Consider the following 15,726-nt stretch of genomic DNA (forward strand, 5'->3'; position numbering starts at 1 on the left):
GCGACTCTCACGAGTCGGGACGACAGGATTTGAACCTGCGACCCCTTGACCCCCAGTCAAGTGCGCTACCAAGCTGCGCCACGTCCCGATGCGCTCACAGGCGGGTTGGTTCCGCGTGATCGCGCAGGTCAAACCCTACCGTACCGGCGGGGATGCCATGGCCTGCGGCCATGTGGGGGCGGGATATGGGGGTCGCGCACATGAGGTCCGGGGACATGTGGCCCGAGAACACGTGGGACTGGGCCATGCGGTTCGCGGGCTTGGAGCCCGGGGACATGTGGTCCGCGCCTATGTGGTCACAACACACCTACTTGATGAGCGCGTTCGCCACCACCACGATCACGCCGAGGAGGGCGTCCACCACGCCGATCATGAGCGCGGCGAGCCAGCCGCGTCGGGAGCCTCGGGCTGTGACCGCGCCCAGGGTGAAGAGGATGGCGATGTTGAGGACGAACGCCGGCTCCTCGACCTCGGCGGCCGGCCACCAGCCCCAGCCCGCGCCGGCCAGCAGCAGCACCGTCGGGAGCACGGCGGCGACCAGCGGCCATTCGTCGACGAGGGCGCGGAGGGTGGCCCAGCGGCGGCGGGGGCCGCGTTCGGCGATGTAGTGGGCGTAGCCGTGGGCGAGGGCGGACGCGAAGGCGGTGACGAGGACCCAGAGGGCGTCGTAGCGGCGGCTGGCCGCGGAGGTGTGGCCGTGCTGGGTGAGGGCGGCGACCAGGGAACTGGCGAGGACCGCGCCGTAGACCCCGCCGAACAGGATGGCCTCGCGGGTGTCGTGCCGCCGCTGCGGTACGCCGGATGCCGCCTCCACCGTGCTGTCAGCCATGTCTCTCACGATCACCCGGGTGTGCGGCGGCCGCCACCCTGGTGGGCAGTCGGGCGGCACCACGCGCCCCGGCGGTCACTGCGGCCGCCACGGCAACAAGATCGAGAAAGGCCCGCGCCGGACGGTTGACGCGTCAGCCATGTCCGTACAAAGGTGGCCGCGACAGGAGTGAGCCGGTCCGACGAGGGGCTGTCATGGTGGATGCGCTGGGGATCGCCGTCATCGGGTTCGGCTGGATGGGACGCGTGCACACCCAGGCGTACGGCAGGGTCCGCCACCATTTTCCCCAACTCCCGCTGCGTCCGGAGCTGGTGACGGTCGCCGAGGAGGTGCCGGGGCGGGCCGAGGAGGCCGCCGAGCGGTACGGGTTCGCGACCGCCACCCGCGACTGGCGGGAGGTCGCCGCCGACCCGCGCGTACGGGCCGTCAGCATCACCGCGCCGAACTTCCTGCACCGCGAGATCGGCGTGGCGATGGCGGAGGCGGGCAAGCACGTCTGGGTCGAGAAGCCGGTCGGTCTGGGCGGCGAGGACGCCCGTGCGGTGGCCGACGCCGTGGCCAAGGCCGGCGTCCAGAGCGCGGTCGGCTTCAACTACCGCTGCGCCCCCGCCGTGGAGACCGCCCGCGATCTGATCGCCGCCGGGGAGCTGGGCGCGGTCACTCATGTGCGCGTCCGCCTGTTCAGCGACTACGCGGCGCACCCGGACGGCGCGCTGACCTGGCGCTACGAGCGTGCCCGGGGCGGCAGCGGGGTGCTCGGGGACCTCGCCTCGCACGGCGCCGACCTGGCGCGTTTCCTGGTCGGCGACATCGCCTCCCTCGCCGCCGACACGGCCGTCTTCGTGCCCGAGCGCGCCCGGCCGGCCGGAGCCACCGCCGGTCACGCGCTGGCCTCCGGCGGCGAGCCGGGTCCGGTGGAGAACGAGGACTACGTCAGCTGTCTGCTGCGTTTCGCCTCGGGCGCGCGCGGGGTCCTGGAGGCGTGCCGGGTCTCGGTCGGCGAGCAGAACAACTACGGCTTCGAGGTGCACGGCACTCGGGGTGCGGTGTTCTGGGACTTCCGCCGGATGAACGAGCTGCGCGTCAGCCGGGGCACGACGTACCAGGACCAGCCGGTGAGCACGGTGTACGTCGGGCCGGGCGACGGTGAGTTCGCCGCCTTCCAGCCGGGCGCGGCCAACGCCATGGGGTACGACGATCTGAAGGTCATCGAGGCGTACCGGTTCCTGCGCTCGGTCGCGGAGGGCGAGCCGTTCGGTGCGACGCTCGCGGACGCGGTACGCGCCGCCGCCGCGCTGGACGCCATGGCGGAGTCGGCCGAGAGCCGGGGGTGGGTCGACCTGCCGACCACATAGGCGCAGCCCACACCTCGACGCCCACGCGTCCGGCGCCCTCCCACATGTCATACGCCGACATATGGCGCCGCCACACAGAGACCGCCCGCCGACAAGGAGCAGACCCGCACATGCGCATCGGAATTCTCGGCCTCGGCCGCATCGGCGCCTTCCACGCCGAGACCCTGTCCGCACTGGACGCCGTCGAGTCGCTGGTCGTCGCGGACCCGCTCGCGGACGCGACCAAGGCGGCCGCCGAGCGGTTCGGGGCGCAGGTGGCGGACTCGCCGGAGGCGCTGCTCGCCGCAGGGGTGGACGGACTGGTGATCGCTGCGGCCACGGACGCGCACCCCGGGCTGGTCCGGGCCGGGACGGCGGCGGGCGTGCCGGTCTTCTGCGAGAAGCCGGTCGCCCGCACCATGGCGGAGGGCCTCGGGGTGCTGCGGGACGTACGGGAGAGCGGGGTGCTCGTGCAGATCGGCTATCAGCGCCGGTTCGACGCGGGGTACGCCGCCGCGCGGGCCGCCGTCCGCTCGGGCGAACTGGGCGTGCTGCACACGGTGCGGTGTGTGGGCCTGGACCCGGCGCCGCCGCCCGCCGCGTACATCGCCGGGTCCGGCGGCATCTTCCGGGACTGCTCCGTGCACGACTTCGACGTCCTGCGCTGGGTGACCGGGCGCGAGGTGACCGAGGTCTACGCGGTGGGCGGCAACCGGGGCGCCGACTACATCCGTGCGGCGGGCGACGCCGACACCACGGGCGCGGTCCTCACCCTGGACGACGGCACGCTCGCGACGGTCTCCAACTCACGTCACAACGCGCGCGGTTACGACGTGCGGATGGAGTTGCACGGTTTCGCGGACTCCCTCGCGGTCGGCCTGGACGACAAGCTGCCGATCCGCTCGGCCGAGCCGGGCGTCGTCTTCCCCGAGGGCACCCCGCACGACTTCTTCATGGACCGCTTCGCCGCCGCCTACCGCGCCGAACTCACCGCCTTCACCGAGGTCGTGGCGGGCACCCGCCCCTCCCCCTGCACGGTCGAGGACGCGCTGGAGGCGGGCTGGATCGCCGAGGCGTGCACGCTCTCGCTGCGCGAGCACCGGCCGGTGTCGCTGGACGAGATCCGTACAGCTTGAGCGCTGCGGCGCCGGGACCCGCCCGGCACCGTGGAACTCACCTGTCCGAAGCCCTTGTCCAGGCCCGCAGCCCGTCCACGATCAGCCCCAGGAACCGCGCTCCGCCCGAACCTCCCCGTCCCTCGCCTGATCGCACACGGTGCCGTGCGGGCCGAGGCGGCTCAGCCGCAGTAGCGCACCAGCCACTCGTCCGCGTGGTAGCGGTCGCGCGCCGGGTCGGGTGTGGTCGCGGGCCGGGTCTCGACCATGTCCTCGGGGCGTATCCGCTCGGGCAGCGCGCCGAAGCGGTCGTGGCGCTCGGTGTCCGCCCGCTCGGTGTCGTGGGGCGTGTGCCGGAGCCGTGTGGTGCGGTGCGTCATGCCGTCCTCCCGTCTGCCGCCCTCGCGGGCGTCCCCTGTCATCGGTCACAACGCTGTCAACGGTCATAACGCCCACCTGCCTCCGGCAGTTCCCGCCCGCTCCCGGCGGTTCCCGGCAGCGTGCGGCGGTCCCCGGACACACGAGAGGACACGCGAGGGACACGCGAGGGACGCGCGAGGGACGCGCGACGACGCCCGGGCGCCCGCACGCGGGGCCACCCGGGCGTCACACGGTCAGGCCCCGCTACGAGCCCCCGGCCGACTCCGGCGAACCGGCCGACGACGCGTCCGCGGACGACGCCGGCACCCCGTCCTCCGCCGGCAGCCCCGCCACGTCCACACCGCGCACCTGCGCCAGTTCATGCCGCAGCGCGGCGAGTTCCGCGCCGCCCGCCATGTGGTTCGTCAGCTCCTCCAGCGTGATGTCCGCCCGCTCCGCGCTCAGTTCGAGCGTGCCGAGGCGCAGCACGCTGAAGTGGTCGCCGACCATGTAGGCGTGGTGCGGATTGTGGGTGATGAAGATGACGCCGAGCCCGCGTTCCCGGGCGGCGGCGATGTACTTCAGCACCACACCGGACTGCTTGACGCCGAGCGCGGCGGTCGGCTCGTCCAGGATGAGCACGCGGGCACCGAAGTGGACCGCGCGGGCGATGGCCACGCACTGGCGCTGGCCGCCGGAGAGCGTGCCGATGGGCTGTTCCAGATCGTCCAGGGCGATGCCCATGGCCCGCAGTTCGCGGTCGGCGGTCTCCTTCATCCCGGCGATGTCCAGGCGGCGGAACGGCCAGGGCCCCTTGGTGAGTTCGGAGCCGAGGAAGAAGTTCCGCCAGACCGGCATGAGGGGGACGGTGGCGAGGTCCTGGTAGACGGCGGCGATGCCCTGGGCAAGGGCGTCGCGGGGACTGTCGAAGCTCACCGGCTCGCCGTCCACGAGGAATTGCCCCTCGCTGTGCCGGTGCAGCCCCGAGATGATTTTGATGAGGGTGGACTTGCCCGCGCCGTTGTCGCCGAGGACGCAGGCGACCCTGCCCGCCTCGACCGTCAGGTCCACCCCGTGCAGGGCGCGTACATTGCCGTACGACTTGCCCGCGTCGCGCAACTCCACCAGCGGAGCGGTGTCTTGGCCGGTCATCGTCTTCACCTCCGCGTCGCCGTGCGCTGGACCCACAGATTGATCAGGACGGCGCCGAGCAGCATCACGCCGAGGAACGCCTTGAACCAGTCGGGGTTCCAGCCCGCGAAGACGATGCCCTGGTTGACCATGCCGAACATGAACGCGCCGAAAACGGGCCCGATCGCGGAACCGGAGCCGCCGGTGAGCAGACAGCCGCCGATGACCGCCGCGGCGATGTAGATCAGCTCCTGGCCGACGCCCTCGCCGGACTGCACGGTGTTGAAGGAGAACAGGTTGTGCATCCCGGTGAACCAGGCGCCGAAGCTCACCAGCATGAACAGCGTGATCTTGGTGAAGTCGACCCGTACGCCCACCGCGCGGGCGCTCTCCTGGCTGCCGCCGACCGCGAAGATCCAGTTGCCGTACCTGGTGCGCAGCAGCACCCAGGTGGCCAGCGCGGCGAAGGCCAGCCAGTAGAAGACGGTGATCTTCACCTGGACCCCGCCGATGTCGACGGAGGACGCGAAGACCGCCTTGGCCTGGGAGAAGCCGTCCATGTCGCTGACGTCGTCGGTCGCGACGTTCCCGGTGACCAACTTCGTCACCGCCAGGTTGACGCCCTGGAGGATCAGGAACGTGCCGAGGGTGACGAGGAAGCTGGGCAGCCTGGTCCTGACCACCATCCAGCCGTTGAAGGCGCCGATGGCGAGGGAGAGGACGAGGGAGACGAGCACCCCGGTCCACACGTTCACGGTCAACTGGTAGCTGATCATGCTCGCGGTGAGCGCGGAGCTGATCACCGCGACGCCCGACGACAGGTCGAACTCCCCGCCGATCATCAGGAGGGCGACCGGGAGCGCCATGATGCCGATGGTCGAGCACTGGTAGAGCACCGTGGCCATCGAGTCGCCCTGGCGCAGCGAGGGCGCGGCGATCAGGAAGAAGACGAAGACGGCGGCGGCGCCGAGGAAGACGCCCGTCTCGGGGCGGGCCAGCAGCCGGAGCGCCAGGGGGCGGCGGGTGGTACGGCCGTCCGCCGGGGCGGGGCCGGGAGCCAGCGGCGCGGCCGCCGGTCCCGCCTGCGACGCGGTGCTCATCACCGCGTGCCCTTCGCCGCGAACGCCGCGACCCGGTCCACGTTGGACTTGTCCACGAAGGCGGGCCCGGTCAGCACGGGCTGCTCACCGCCGCCGCTGTAGTTGCCGTTGTTCTTGTACAGCCACAGGGAGTCGACGGCCAGGTAGCCCTGAAGGTAGGGCTGCTGGTCGACCGCGAACTGGATCGTACCCTTCCTGATGGCGCCGGTGAGGTCCTTGTTGAGGTCGAAGGTGGCGACCTTGGCCTTGCTGCCCGCGTCGGCGACGGACTGAACGGCTGTCAGCGCGAAGGGGGCGCCGAGGGTGACGACGTAGTCGAGGGACTTGTTCTGCTTGAGCTTGGCGGTGATGGTCGACTTCACGGACGGCATGTCGGTGCCGGTCACGTAGAGCGTCTGGAGCTTGCCGGAGAAGGTCTTCTTCACGCCGTCGCAGCGCTGGGTGAGGCCGACGTTGCCCTGTTCGTGGATCACGCAGACGGCGTTCTTGGCGCCGACCTCGTCGAGCTTCTTGCCGAGGGCCTCGCCCGCGACCGACTCGTCCTGGCCGAAGAACTGCAGGAGGCCGAGCTTCTTCCAGTCGGCGAGGCCGGAGTTGAGGCCGACGACGGGGATCTTGGCGGCGTCGGCCTTGGCTATGACGTCCTTCATGGCACCGGGCTTGGCCAGGGTCACCGCGATGCCGTCCACCTTGCGGTCGATGGCGTTCTGCACGAAGTTGGCCTGGGTGCCCGCGCTGGGGTCGGCGGAGTAGCTCAGTTCGATGTTGTCCTTGGCCGCGGCGGCCTCGGCGCCCTTGCGGACGATGTCCCAGAAGGTGTCGCCGGGCCCCTGGTGGGTGATGAGCGCGACCTTCATCCGGGGGGTGTCGGCCTTGCCCGCCGAGGTGCCCGCCCCTCCCCCTTCGGCCTTCTTCCCGCCGGAGCTGCTGGAGCAGCCGGCGAGGGTGAGGGCGGCCGCGGCGGCCACCGCGACGACCTGGGCCAGTCCGCGCGAACGCGAGCGAGAAGAGCGGTCCATCGTGCCTGCACCTCACTGTGCTACGGAGGGGAACTGCTGTTGCGTCGGCCGCGATACAAGCCCCTGCACGGGCCACTGTCAATACTTTGTAAGGACATTTACGGGTTCGACACCGTCTCCCCGGCGGTCTCCGCGAGCAGCCGCGCCGCCGGTTCCGGGCGCCGCCTCCTTGCTGTCCGCCTTCCGCCCCGTGGGCCCGCCGTCCGGGGTGCCACGCTACGCAGCGGAAGATCACCGGGACTAGTGGTGGGAGGCGCTCCGGTTGTGCAGTTCGCCGGTACGACAAAGCCCGGCGGCCCCTTCCGGGACCGCCGGGCTGTCATACGGTCAGACCTCGGCCCGGCGCCGCCGTCCCGCCATCACGGCGTACACGAGGATGCCGACGAAGAGGAACAGCACGCCCTGGTAGACCGCCGCGTAGCCCGCGCCCGCGACCAGCCAGATCGAGAATCCGGCGGCGACGGAGGCGATCACGGCGTCGCGGACGAGACGACGCTTGTCGACGGTCTCGCGGCGGCCGGAGGCGAGGTGGTAGAGCTGCGCGGCCGTGGCCAGCAGATACGGCACGGTCGCCGTGAAGGTGGTGACCAGGACCAGGACCTCGAAGACGTGCGCGGAGCCCGCCATGAAGTTGTAGACGGTGAGCAGCGAGGACAGGACGACCGTCACGCCGACGCCGACGGTCGGCACGCCCCGGCGGCGCCGGGTGAAGGCGGCCGGGAAGAGCCCGTCGCGGGCGGCGGCGTACGGGGTCTGCGCGCTGAGCAGGGTCCAGCCGTTGAGGCAGCCGGTCATCGAGATCAGCGCGGCCAGGGCGACGGCCCAGCCGCCCCAGGTGCCGCCGAACATCGCGTTCACGGCGTCGGAGAACGGCGCGGTCGACTTCACCAGGTGGCTGTGGGAGACGGTGCCGAAGACGGACACCGTGCCGAGCACGTAGACCAGCGCGGCGCCGACGGTGCCGATGACGGTGGCGCGGCCCACGTTGCGGCGGGCGTCGCGGACCTCGCCCGCGCTGACGGCGGCGGACTCCACGCCCAGGTAGGAGTAGAGCAGCAGGGCGGCGGAGGCGGAGACGGCGCCGATCGCGCTGCCGCCGCCCGCGTTGAAGGCGCCGAGCTTGTGGGGGTCGAAGAAGAACAGGCCGCCGACCGCGACGAGCAGCAGCGGGAGGAACTTCAGCACGGTGGAGACCAGCTGCACGGCGCCCACCCAGCGGGTGCCCGCGAAGTTGGCGAGGGCCGGCAGCCACTGGATGACCAGGGCGGCGAGACACGCGGTCCAGCGGTGGTGGCTGACCGGGATCAGTACGTCGAGGTAGCCCACGGCTGCGACGGCGAGCGCGGCGTTGGACACCCAGGTGGTGATCCAGTACGCCCAGGCCGCGAGGAAGCCCGCGAAGTCGCCGAACGCCTCGCGGGCGTAGACGTAGGGGCCGCCGGTGCGCGGGTCGCGCTCGGCGAGGCGGCCGAAGACCAGGGCGAGCGCGATGGCGCCGACGGTCAGGACGCCGAGGGCGAGCAGGCTGACCGTGCCGTAGGGGGCGACGGAGGCGGGGAGCAGGAAGATGCCTCCGCCGATGATGTTGCCCATGACCAGGGCGGTGGCGACGGGGAGCCCGAAGCGGCGGGCGTGCTTGCTCGCGCCGCCTGCCGGTTCCCCGGCCGGGGAACCGGCAGGTTCGGCCGCCGTCGCCGGCGGCGGGACGGTCCCGGTGACGTGCATGGCTGGGTGTTACCTCTCGGGGAACCGGCCGTGACCGGAGCGGGGACGGGTGGCGACCGGGCTCACGGAGCGGACCAGCGGACTGACGTCCTCGGAGCACGGGGCCGAGCACAATGGTCGGTGATGCCCCGAGTCGTCGCCAAATCGCCGCTTCTTGTCCCGCCCCGTCAGCGTGATCACGCAAAAACCACGCTTACGGGGCATTGACACCGACAGATGTTTACGTGCCTCGTCGACTGCTCGTCCGGCGATGGATCGGTCTCCGGGCCGCGTACACCCCGCGTGCGCCCGCGTACGACGCCTCCCGCCTCGGCCGGTCCGTTACCTCCGCCCGCCCTCAGGTCGCCGTCGCCGCGGCCGCCGCGCGCCCGGCCTGGCGGCCGGAGAAGAGGCAGCCGCCGAGGAACGTGCCCTCCAGGGAGCGGTAGCCGTGGACCCCGCCGCCGCCGAAGCCCGCGACCTCGCCGGCGGCGTACAGGCCGGGGACCGGCTCGCCGGAGGCGTTCAGCACCCGCCCGGAGAGGTCGGTCTGGAGTCCGCCGAGGGTCTTGCGGGTGAGGATGTTCAGCCGCACGGCGATCAGCGGTCCGGCGGAGGGGTCGAGGATCTTGTGCGCGGAGGCGGTCCTGCTGAGCGAGTCGCCGATGTAGGTGAGGGCGTTGCGGATGCCCATGACCTGGGTGTCCTTGGTGTACGGGTTGTCGATCTCGCGGTCGCGGGCCTCGATCTGCCGCTTCAGGTCCGCAAGGTCGATCAGGTTGTCGCCGGTGAGCTTGTTCATGCCCGCGACCAGGTCGGGCAGGTTCGTCGCGACCACGAAGTCCGCGCCGTTCTTCTTGAACTTTTCGATCGGCTCGGGGGTCTGCCAGATCCGGGAGAGCAACTGCCAGACGTTCTTGTTGGTGAGGTCCGGGTTCTGCTCGGAGCCGGAGAGCGCGAACTCCTTGGCGATGATCTTCTGCGTGGTGACGAACCACGAGTAGTCGTACCCGCTCGCGGTGATCGAACCGAGGGTGTGCAGGGTGTCGTAGCCGGGGATGTCGGGCGCGCCGAAGCGGCGGCCTGTGGCGTCGAACCACATGGAGGACGGCCCGGGCAGGATGCGGATGCCATGGTTGGGCCAGATGGGGGCGTAGTTGCGCAGGCCCTCGGTGTAGTGCCACATGCGGTCGGGGTTGACGACACGGCCGCCCGCGCGCTCGGTGATGGCGAGCATCCGCCCGTCCACATGTGCGGGGACACCAGTGATCATGGTTTTCGGTGGGGTCCCGAGCCGTGTGGGCCAGTTCTGGCGCACCAGGTCGTGGTTGGCGCCGATACCCCCGGAGGTGACGACCACGACCGGGGCGCGCAGCTCGAAGTCGCCGACGACGGTACGGGAGCTGGGCGTGCCCCGCGGCGCGCTGCTCGGCTCCAGTACCGCGCCGCGCACACCGGTCACCGTGCCGCCGGTCGTGACGATGCCGTCGACTCTGTGTCTGAACTTGAAGGTGACCTTCCCGGCCGCGACCGCCGCCCGCACCTTCTTCTCGAACGGCTCGACGACGGCCGGGCCGGTCCCCCAGGTGACGTGGAAGCGGGGCACCGAGTTGCCGTGCCCGTCCGCGAGTCCGCCGCCGCGCTCGGCCCAGCCGACGATGGGGAACCACTGCACGCCGAGCCCGGACAGCCACGACCTCTTCTCGCCGGACGCGAAGTCCACATACGCCTCGGCCCACTTGTAGGCCCAGTGGTCCTGCCCCTTGGGATCGTCCACGTCCCGGTCGAAACCGGCGGTGCCGAGCCAGTCCTGCCAGGCCAGGTCCTGGCTGTCCTTGACTCCCATGAGCCGCTGTTCGTCGGAGTTCACGAAGAAGAGCCCGCCGAACGACCAGAACGCCTGGCCGCCGATGCTCGCCTCGGGTTCCTGGTCGAGGAGCAGCACCTTGCGTCCGGCGGCGGCGAGTTCGGCCGTGGCGACGAGTCCGGCGAGCCCGTGGCCGACGACGATCGCGTCGGCGTCCTGCGACTCGGCGGCGAAGGCGGGGAACGCGTGGGCGGCCAGCGCGGCGCCCGCGAGCACTCCACCGGTCACGGTGAGGGCGCGGCGACGGGTGATGCCGGTGGGGGAAGCGGGAGCGGTGGGGTGGTCCATGGCTGCCTTTCGTCAGGGGGTGCTGACGGTGCGGGAGGGCATGGGGGTGCGACAGAGCATGGTGGGGCGCTGCGGGCGCGGCCCGGGGAGTCCGGCGAGCGCTGCCGACAGGTGTTACCGACGGTAGCTCACGGTGTTTCCGGCGAACAGGGTGTTGCACGGGGTTCCGGTACAGCGTCGAGTGAAGCGCTTCCCGGGGGCGCGCCGGAAATTGCGGTGCCCCGCCGCGCGGGGGCGGCTAGGGTCGCGGACATGCTTCTTCCGATCTACGGCTGAACGATCCGGGCAGCGCCCCGGCCTTCCTCCGGCATGTCGTCGTGCGCCCCCTCGAAGAGGCCCGCGCACCGGCCCGCCGTGTCCTGTCCTCCCGTAGAAACGAGTGAGCCTCCGTGTTCCCCACGCCTTCCGCGTCCCGTCGCCGTGCCCACATCGCGATGGTCGGCATTCCTGCCGTCAGCCATGTCCTGCCGAGCCTGGAGATCATCCGCGAGCTGGTCGCCCGGGGCCACCGGGTGACGTACGCCAACGACCCCGCCGCGGCCGACCTGATCACCCCCACCGGCGCCGAACTGGTGCCCTGCCCCTCGGTGTTGCCGGTCGCCGACAACAAGTGGCCCGAGGACCCCGTCGGCGCGATGAGCCTCTTCCTGGACGACGCGGTCCAGGCACTCCCCCGCCTGCGCGCCGTCTACGACCCGGACCCGGCCGACCTCTATCTGTACGACATCGGCGCCTACGCCGCCCGCGCTCTCGCGGAGTCGCAGGGCCGTCCCCTCCTCCAGCTCTCCCCGACCTATGTGGCCTGGGACGGCTACGCCGAGGAGATCGCCCCGCAGATCCGGCAGTTGCCGGGCGCCGACGCGTACCAGGCGAGATTCGCGCGGTGGCTCGCCGGGTGCGGGGCGTCCACGACCGACGTGGACACCTTCTCCGGCCGTCCGAAGCGGGCCCTCGCGCTGATCTCCCGGGCGATGCAGCCGCACGCCGAGCGGGTCGACACCGGCGTGGTGACGTTCGTCGGTCCCTGCTTCGACCTCGGCGCGGAGGCGGATCGCTGGACCCGCCCCGCCGACGCCGAGAACGTGCTGCTGGTCTCGCTCGGCTCGGCCTTCACGCGTCAACCCGAGTTCTACCGCCAATGCCTCGCCGCTTTCGGCGAGTTGCCCGGCTGGCACGTCGTCCTCCAGATCGGCAAGTACACCGACCCCGCGGAACTCGGCGCCATCCCGTCCAACGTGGAGGTGCACTCCTGGGTGCCCCAGCGGGCGATCCTGGAGCAGGCGGACGCCTTCGTCACGCACGCCGGGATGGGCGGCTGCGGCGAGGGGCTGATGGCGGGGGTGCCGATGATCGCCGTGCCGCAGGGCGCCGAGCAGTTCACGAACGCCGACCGGCTCGTGGAGCTGGGCGTGGCCCGTCGCATCGACACCGCCGAGGCCACCGGCGAGCGGCTGCGGACGGCCCTGGCCGAGCTGGTCGGAGATCCCGAAGTCGCCCGCCGCTGCGCGCGGTTGAGCGCCGAGGCGCGGGCCGAGGGCGGTACCCGGCATGCCGCCGACCTCATCGAGGACATGCTGCCCTGAGACCGTGTTCCTCGCCTCCCGGGCCGTATCCGCCGCTATGCTTCTACAGGCTTGTAGAAAAAACGGTGGTCACCGCCGTGACGCGGGTGACTCGCACGTAAAGGAGTGAACGCCGGATGGTGTTCAAGAAGCTGCTCGGATCGCTCGGTGTGGGAGGGCCCACCGTGGACACGGTGCTGGACCCCGGTCCCGCGCTGCCCGGCGGCACGCTGTCGGGGCAGGTCCATCTCCGGGGCGGGAAGGCCGACTTCGACATCGACCACATCACCCTGGAGCTGGTGGCCCGCGTCGAGGCAGAGCACGAGCACGGCGAGAGCGAGGGCGCGGTCGTCTTCGACCGGTTCACGGTGGGCGGCGGCTTCCGGTTGCGCGAGGGCGAGAGCCGGAGCGTGCCGTTCAGCGTGACGCTGCCCTGGGAGACGCCGGTCACCGAGCTGTACGGGCAGCCGCTTGGCATCGTGCTCGGCGTGCGGACCGAACTGGCCGTCGCCGGGGCGAAGGACAAGGGAGACCTCGACCCGCTCGCGGTACGCCCGCTGCCCGTCCAGGAGGCGATCCTGGAGGCGCTGGGTCAGCTCGGCTTCGGATTCCGTTCGGCCGACCTGGAGTTGGGGCGCATCGGCGGCACCGGCCAGCAACTCCCCTTCTACCAGGAGATCGAGCTGATCCCGGCTCCGCAGTTCGCGCACCAGGTGCGGGAGTTCGAGCTGACCTTCCTCGCCGACCCCGCCGGCGTGGAAGTCGTCCTGGAGGCCGACAAGCGCGGCGGCTTCCTCTCCGCCGGGCACGACGCGCTCGCCCGCTACACCGTCTCGCACGGCGAGGCGGACCGGCCGGACTGGAACACCGTGGTCGACGGCTGGTTCCACCGGCTCTCCGAGCAGCGCGCGTCGTACGGGGCTCCCGGACCGTACGGCCACGACGCTCCGTACGGGCACGAGCCCTCTCACGGGCACGGACCCGCGTACGGCCAGGCGCACGCGTACGGGCACGACGGCGGCCACCACCGCTCCGGCCCCGGGATGGGCACCGCCATCGCGGCGGGCGCGGCGGGTCTCGCCGTCGGTGTCGTGGGCGGGATGGTCGCGGCCGAAGTCGTGGACGAGGTGGGTGACTTCTTCGAGGGCGACGAAGAGGACTGAGTAAGCGTCTTACGACGGGGGACACTCGGGGGCCGGGCACGGCACGGCTCCTCAACCTTCACAGACTGGAGTGCTCATGGCCCTGTGGGACCGCATCAAGGAATCCGCCGCCACCATGCAGACGCAACTGGTGGCGAAGAAGAACGACCTGAAGAGCGGCGCCTTCCGTGACGCCTCGATGGCGATGTGCGCGCTGGTGGCCGCCGCCGACGGCACGGTGGACCCCTCCGAGCGGCGCCGGGTGGCGCAACTCATCGCCGGTAACGAGGTGTTGCAGAACTTCGACGCACTGGACCTCCAGCGCCGGTTCGAGGCCAACCTCGACAAGCTGACCGCCGACTTCGACTTCGGCAAGGTCAGCGTGCTCCAGGAGGTCGCCAAGGCGAAGAAGAAGCCCGCCGAGGCACGTGCCGTCGTCCAGATCGGCATCGTGATCGGCGGCGCCGACGGCAACTTCGACAAGGACGAGCAGGCCGTCGTGCGCGAGGCGTGCTACACCCTCGACCTGCCGCCGCACGAGTTCGACCTCTGACGGCGCGAAGCGCCACGGGCGGCCACCCCTACAGCGGGGTGGCCGCCTTCAGTACGAGGAACAGCGTCACCGCCGAATTGGCCGAGGACAGCGCGGAGACGGCCGTCCCGGCCGCCGCCGTCCACACCGCCACGCCCACGGCCGTGAACAGCGACGGCCACGCGTGCGCGGTGGGCGCCGGGTGCAGCAGCGCCGCCACCCGGCGCGGGACGGGCCCGGGGATCGCGAATCCGGCCAGCGCGGGACCCGGTCCGACCCCCGGTGCGACGCCCGCGATCAGCGCGGCCCTGCCGATGGCCCGCGCCACCGTACGGCGGCTGCGCACCGCCCCGGCCGCCTCCTCGTCCGCCCACCGCTCCACGGTGTAGGACACCGCGGTGCGCAGCGGGCACAGGAACGGGTTCGCACGGGCGGCGAGTTGGACGACCAGCAGGAACCTGTGGTGACGTGCCGTCAGATGTGCCCGCTCGTGGGCGAACAGGGCCCGTCGCTCCGCCGGGGCCAGCCGGGACAGCATCCCGGTCGACACCACCACCCGCCCGCGCCCGCGGTCCCGACCGCGCTCCGGCAGGGCGTACGCGTAGGCAGCGTCATCGGGCAGCACGGCGACCGTGCGGCGGGGCAGCCCGGCGAGACTCCGCTCGGCCCGTCGCCGCAGCCGCTGATGGCGCCACAGCAGGCGCCCGCAGCCGGAGACCACGGCGAGCAGGGCGGGGATGGCGGCCTGGCCGGCGATCTCGTCGTACGGCACCGCCTCGCGCACCTCGTCGTCGGACCAGCCGTCCGGCAGTGGATTGCCCGGGAGCTGGGCGGTGCCGACGACCATGAGGAGGGCGAGGCACACCGTGCTGCACAGGCCCAGCACGGCGGCAGTCACGCTCAACAGCCAACTGGCGGTGCGCGGATGGAGCCGCTGCTCGGCCAGTCGCGCCACCGGCCACGCCGTCAGGGGCAGCACCAGCGGCAGGAGGACGAACACTCCCATGGGTCCTCAGTCTTCTCCCTCCGGGCCCAGACGGCCCAGCAGTTGACGCAGCACGCGTTCGTCGTCCGGCTCCAGCGAGGTGACGAAGCGGGACAGCACGGCTTCCCGGTCGCTCTCGCCGTCCAGCACCTTGCGCATCCGGTGCGCGGCGAGGCCCGCCTGGTCCGAGACCGGCGTCCAGACGAAGGAGCGGCCCGCGCGCTCGCGAGTGACCGCGCCCTTGGCGAGCAGCCGGGTCAGGATGGTGATCACGGTCGTATAGGCGAGGTCGCCGCCCAGTCGCTCCTGGACCCAGCCCACCGACGCGGGGGCGGGCGCCTCGCGCAGGGCCGACAGCACCAGTCCTTCCAGCTCGCCCTGTCCCCGCCGCCGGGGACGCCGCTCGTCGCTCACGTCCGCTCCCTTCCGGCTCCGCCCGCCCGTCCGCCCCGGCCGGCGGTCAGGACCGTGGCCCGTCGCCGCGTCCGACGATCTTCCCCTCCACGACGTTCCCGGAGGACGGGCCCGACCCGGCGCCCCGGGCCTTGAGGGCCCGCGCCTCGCTCTTGAAGATCCGGACCGCCCTGCCCGTGGCACGGGTCAGCTCCGGCAGTTTCCTGACGCCGAGGATCACGGCGAACACCAGCAGAACCAGCGCCAGTTCACTCAGGCCGAACATCGTTCTCCACGTCCCTCCGGGCGGGTGGCGGACACCCGGCTCACCCTTCACATCTACATTGCTGTAGAAGTCTTGCGTA

15 protein-coding genes and 1 tRNA gene are annotated in these 15,726 nt (G+C 71.7%); 5 read left to right on the plus strand and 11 right to left on the minus strand.

The genetic code is table 11. The features are described 5' to 3' along the window. Positions 1–14 precede the first annotated feature (14 nt). Together ACWEEU_RS29905 and ACWEEU_RS29910 are read right to left on the minus strand one after the other, a co-directional pair. A tRNA-Pro gene (locus tag ACWEEU_RS29905) sits at positions 15–88 on the minus strand. 219 nt (positions 89–307) lie between these two features. Then, complete coding sequence (locus tag ACWEEU_RS29910) at positions 308–829, minus strand: hypothetical protein (RefSeq protein WP_385750380.1); 522 nt, start codon at positions 827–829, stop codon at positions 308–310. A gap of 194 nt (positions 830–1,023) precedes the next feature. On the opposite strand from ACWEEU_RS29910, the gene ACWEEU_RS29915 reads away from it, so the two are divergent. Continuing rightward, the gene (locus tag ACWEEU_RS29915; protein ID WP_451736669.1) at positions 1,024–2,184 is read left to right on the plus strand and encodes a Gfo/Idh/MocA family protein; all 1,161 of its coding nucleotides are present in this window, start codon (positions 1,024–1,026) and stop codon (positions 2,182–2,184) included. A 110-nt stretch (positions 2,185–2,294) separates the two neighbouring features. Further along, positions 2,295–3,299 carry a Gfo/Idh/MocA family protein gene (locus ACWEEU_RS29920; protein ID WP_451736672.1) on the plus strand — a complete coding sequence of 335 codons (1,005 nt, stop codon included), beginning with the start codon at positions 2,295–2,297 and terminating at the stop codon, positions 3,297–3,299. 161 nt (positions 3,300–3,460) lie between these two features. Here ACWEEU_RS29920 and ACWEEU_RS29925 read toward each other — a convergent pair whose 3' ends face one another. From ACWEEU_RS29925 to ACWEEU_RS29950, 6 genes are all read right to left on the minus strand, one after another. After that, positions 3,461–3,700: a hypothetical protein gene (locus ACWEEU_RS29925; protein ID WP_385750388.1), complete on the minus strand. Its 240-nt coding sequence runs from the start codon at positions 3,698–3,700 to the stop codon at positions 3,461–3,463. Between the two features lie 202 nt (positions 3,701–3,902). Continuing rightward, entirely contained in the window at positions 3,903–4,790 is an 888-nt protein-coding gene (locus ACWEEU_RS29930) for an ATP-binding cassette domain-containing protein (protein WP_385750390.1), read from the minus strand. A 5-nt stretch (positions 4,791–4,795) separates the two neighbouring features. Next, positions 4,796–5,869 (minus strand): ABC transporter permease, encoded by a 1,074-nt coding sequence (locus ACWEEU_RS29935; RefSeq protein WP_451736677.1) that lies wholly within the window; start codon positions 5,867–5,869, stop codon positions 4,796–4,798. Next, on the minus strand, positions 5,869–6,888 hold the full coding sequence (locus ACWEEU_RS29940) for a sugar ABC transporter substrate-binding protein (RefSeq protein ID WP_451736679.1): 1,020 nt from the start codon (positions 6,886–6,888) through the stop codon (positions 5,869–5,871). Before ACWEEU_RS29940 ends, ACWEEU_RS29935 begins: the two co-directional genes overlap by 1 nt. 327 nt (positions 6,889–7,215) lie before the next feature. After that, positions 7,216–8,613, minus strand: a complete 1,398-nt coding sequence (locus tag ACWEEU_RS29945; RefSeq protein WP_451736682.1) for an amino acid permease — start codon at positions 8,611–8,613, stop codon at positions 7,216–7,218. Between the two features lie 337 nt (positions 8,614–8,950). Further along, a complete protein-coding gene (locus tag ACWEEU_RS29950) occupies positions 8,951–10,747 on the minus strand; it encodes an FAD-binding dehydrogenase (RefSeq protein ID WP_451736685.1) in 1,797 nt (598 codons plus the stop codon). Positions 10,748–11,181: 434 nt separating this feature from the next. Here ACWEEU_RS29950 and ACWEEU_RS29955 point away from each other — a divergent pair, with 434 nt between their 5' ends. The 3 genes from ACWEEU_RS29955 to ACWEEU_RS29965 all read left to right on the plus strand — a co-directional run bounded on the left by ACWEEU_RS29955 (position 11,182) and on the right by ACWEEU_RS29965 (position 14,004). Continuing rightward, positions 11,182–12,330, plus strand: a complete 1,149-nt coding sequence (locus ACWEEU_RS29955; protein WP_451736732.1) for a macrolide family glycosyltransferase — start codon at positions 11,182–11,184, stop codon at positions 12,328–12,330. Between the two features lie 116 nt (positions 12,331–12,446). Beyond that, positions 12,447–13,472, plus strand: a complete 1,026-nt coding sequence (locus tag ACWEEU_RS29960; RefSeq protein ID WP_451736687.1) for a sporulation protein — start codon at positions 12,447–12,449, stop codon at positions 13,470–13,472. A gap of 76 nt (positions 13,473–13,548) precedes the next feature. Next, complete coding sequence (locus tag ACWEEU_RS29965; protein ID WP_385750405.1) at positions 13,549–14,004, plus strand: tellurite resistance TerB family protein; 456 nt, start codon at positions 13,549–13,551, stop codon at positions 14,002–14,004. A gap of 28 nt (positions 14,005–14,032) precedes the next feature. Here ACWEEU_RS29965 and ACWEEU_RS29970 read toward each other — a convergent pair whose 3' ends face one another. Genes ACWEEU_RS29970 through ACWEEU_RS29980 form a run of 3 tightly spaced genes read right to left on the minus strand, consistent with a single transcriptional unit; the run spans position 14,033 to position 15,647 of the window. Next, complete coding sequence (locus ACWEEU_RS29970) at positions 14,033–14,989, minus strand: M56 family metallopeptidase (RefSeq protein ID WP_451736690.1); 957 nt, start codon at positions 14,987–14,989, stop codon at positions 14,033–14,035. Between the two features lie 6 nt (positions 14,990–14,995). After that, positions 14,996–15,382 carry a BlaI/MecI/CopY family transcriptional regulator gene (locus ACWEEU_RS29975; protein ID WP_385744040.1) on the minus strand — a complete coding sequence of 129 codons (387 nt, stop codon included), beginning with the start codon at positions 15,380–15,382 and terminating at the stop codon, positions 14,996–14,998. A gap of 46 nt (positions 15,383–15,428) precedes the next feature. Beyond that, positions 15,429–15,647, minus strand: a complete 219-nt coding sequence (locus tag ACWEEU_RS29980; protein ID WP_451736693.1) for a twin-arginine translocase TatA/TatE family subunit — start codon at positions 15,645–15,647, stop codon at positions 15,429–15,431. Positions 15,648–15,726 lie beyond the last annotated feature (79 nt).

Source organism: Streptomyces sp. NPDC005004 (assembly GCF_053600675.1).

Bases quoted from the DNA above. Each gene is read 5' to 3' on its own strand.
- ACWEEU_RS29910 (WP_385750380.1), bottom strand. From the start codon at position 829: ATGGCTGACAGCACGGTGGAGGCGGCATCCGGCGTACCGCAGCGGCGG.
- ACWEEU_RS29915 (WP_451736669.1), top strand. From the start codon at position 1,024: ATGGTGGATGCGCTGGGGATCGCCGTCATCGGGTTCGGCTGGATGGGA.
- ACWEEU_RS29920 (WP_451736672.1), top strand. From the start codon at position 2,295: ATGCGCATCGGAATTCTCGGCCTCGGCCGCATCGGCGCCTTCCACGCC.
- ACWEEU_RS29925 (WP_385750388.1), bottom strand. From the start codon at position 3,700: ATGACAGGGGACGCCCGCGAGGGCGGCAGACGGGAGGACGGCATGACG.
- ACWEEU_RS29930 (WP_385750390.1), bottom strand. From the start codon at position 4,790: ATGACCGGCCAAGACACCGCTCCGCTGGTGGAGTTGCGCGACGCGGGC.
- ACWEEU_RS29935 (WP_451736677.1), bottom strand. From the start codon at position 5,869: ATGAGCACCGCGTCGCAGGCGGGACCGGCGGCCGCGCCGCTGGCTCCC.
- ACWEEU_RS29940 (WP_451736679.1), bottom strand. From the start codon at position 6,888: ATGGACCGCTCTTCTCGCTCGCGTTCGCGCGGACTGGCCCAGGTCGTC.
- ACWEEU_RS29945 (WP_451736682.1), bottom strand. From the start codon at position 8,613: ATGCACGTCACCGGGACCGTCCCGCCGCCGGCGACGGCGGCCGAACCT.
- ACWEEU_RS29950 (WP_451736685.1), bottom strand. From the start codon at position 10,747: ATGGACCACCCCACCGCTCCCGCTTCCCCCACCGGCATCACCCGTCGC.
- ACWEEU_RS29955 (WP_451736732.1), top strand. From the start codon at position 11,182: ATGGTCGGCATTCCTGCCGTCAGCCATGTCCTGCCGAGCCTGGAGATC.
- ACWEEU_RS29960 (WP_451736687.1), top strand. From the start codon at position 12,447: ATGGTGTTCAAGAAGCTGCTCGGATCGCTCGGTGTGGGAGGGCCCACC.
- ACWEEU_RS29965 (WP_385750405.1), top strand. From the start codon at position 13,549: ATGGCCCTGTGGGACCGCATCAAGGAATCCGCCGCCACCATGCAGACG.
- ACWEEU_RS29970 (WP_451736690.1), bottom strand. From the start codon at position 14,989: ATGGGAGTGTTCGTCCTCCTGCCGCTGGTGCTGCCCCTGACGGCGTGG.
- ACWEEU_RS29980 (WP_451736693.1), bottom strand. From the start codon at position 15,647: ATGTTCGGCCTGAGTGAACTGGCGCTGGTTCTGCTGGTGTTCGCCGTG.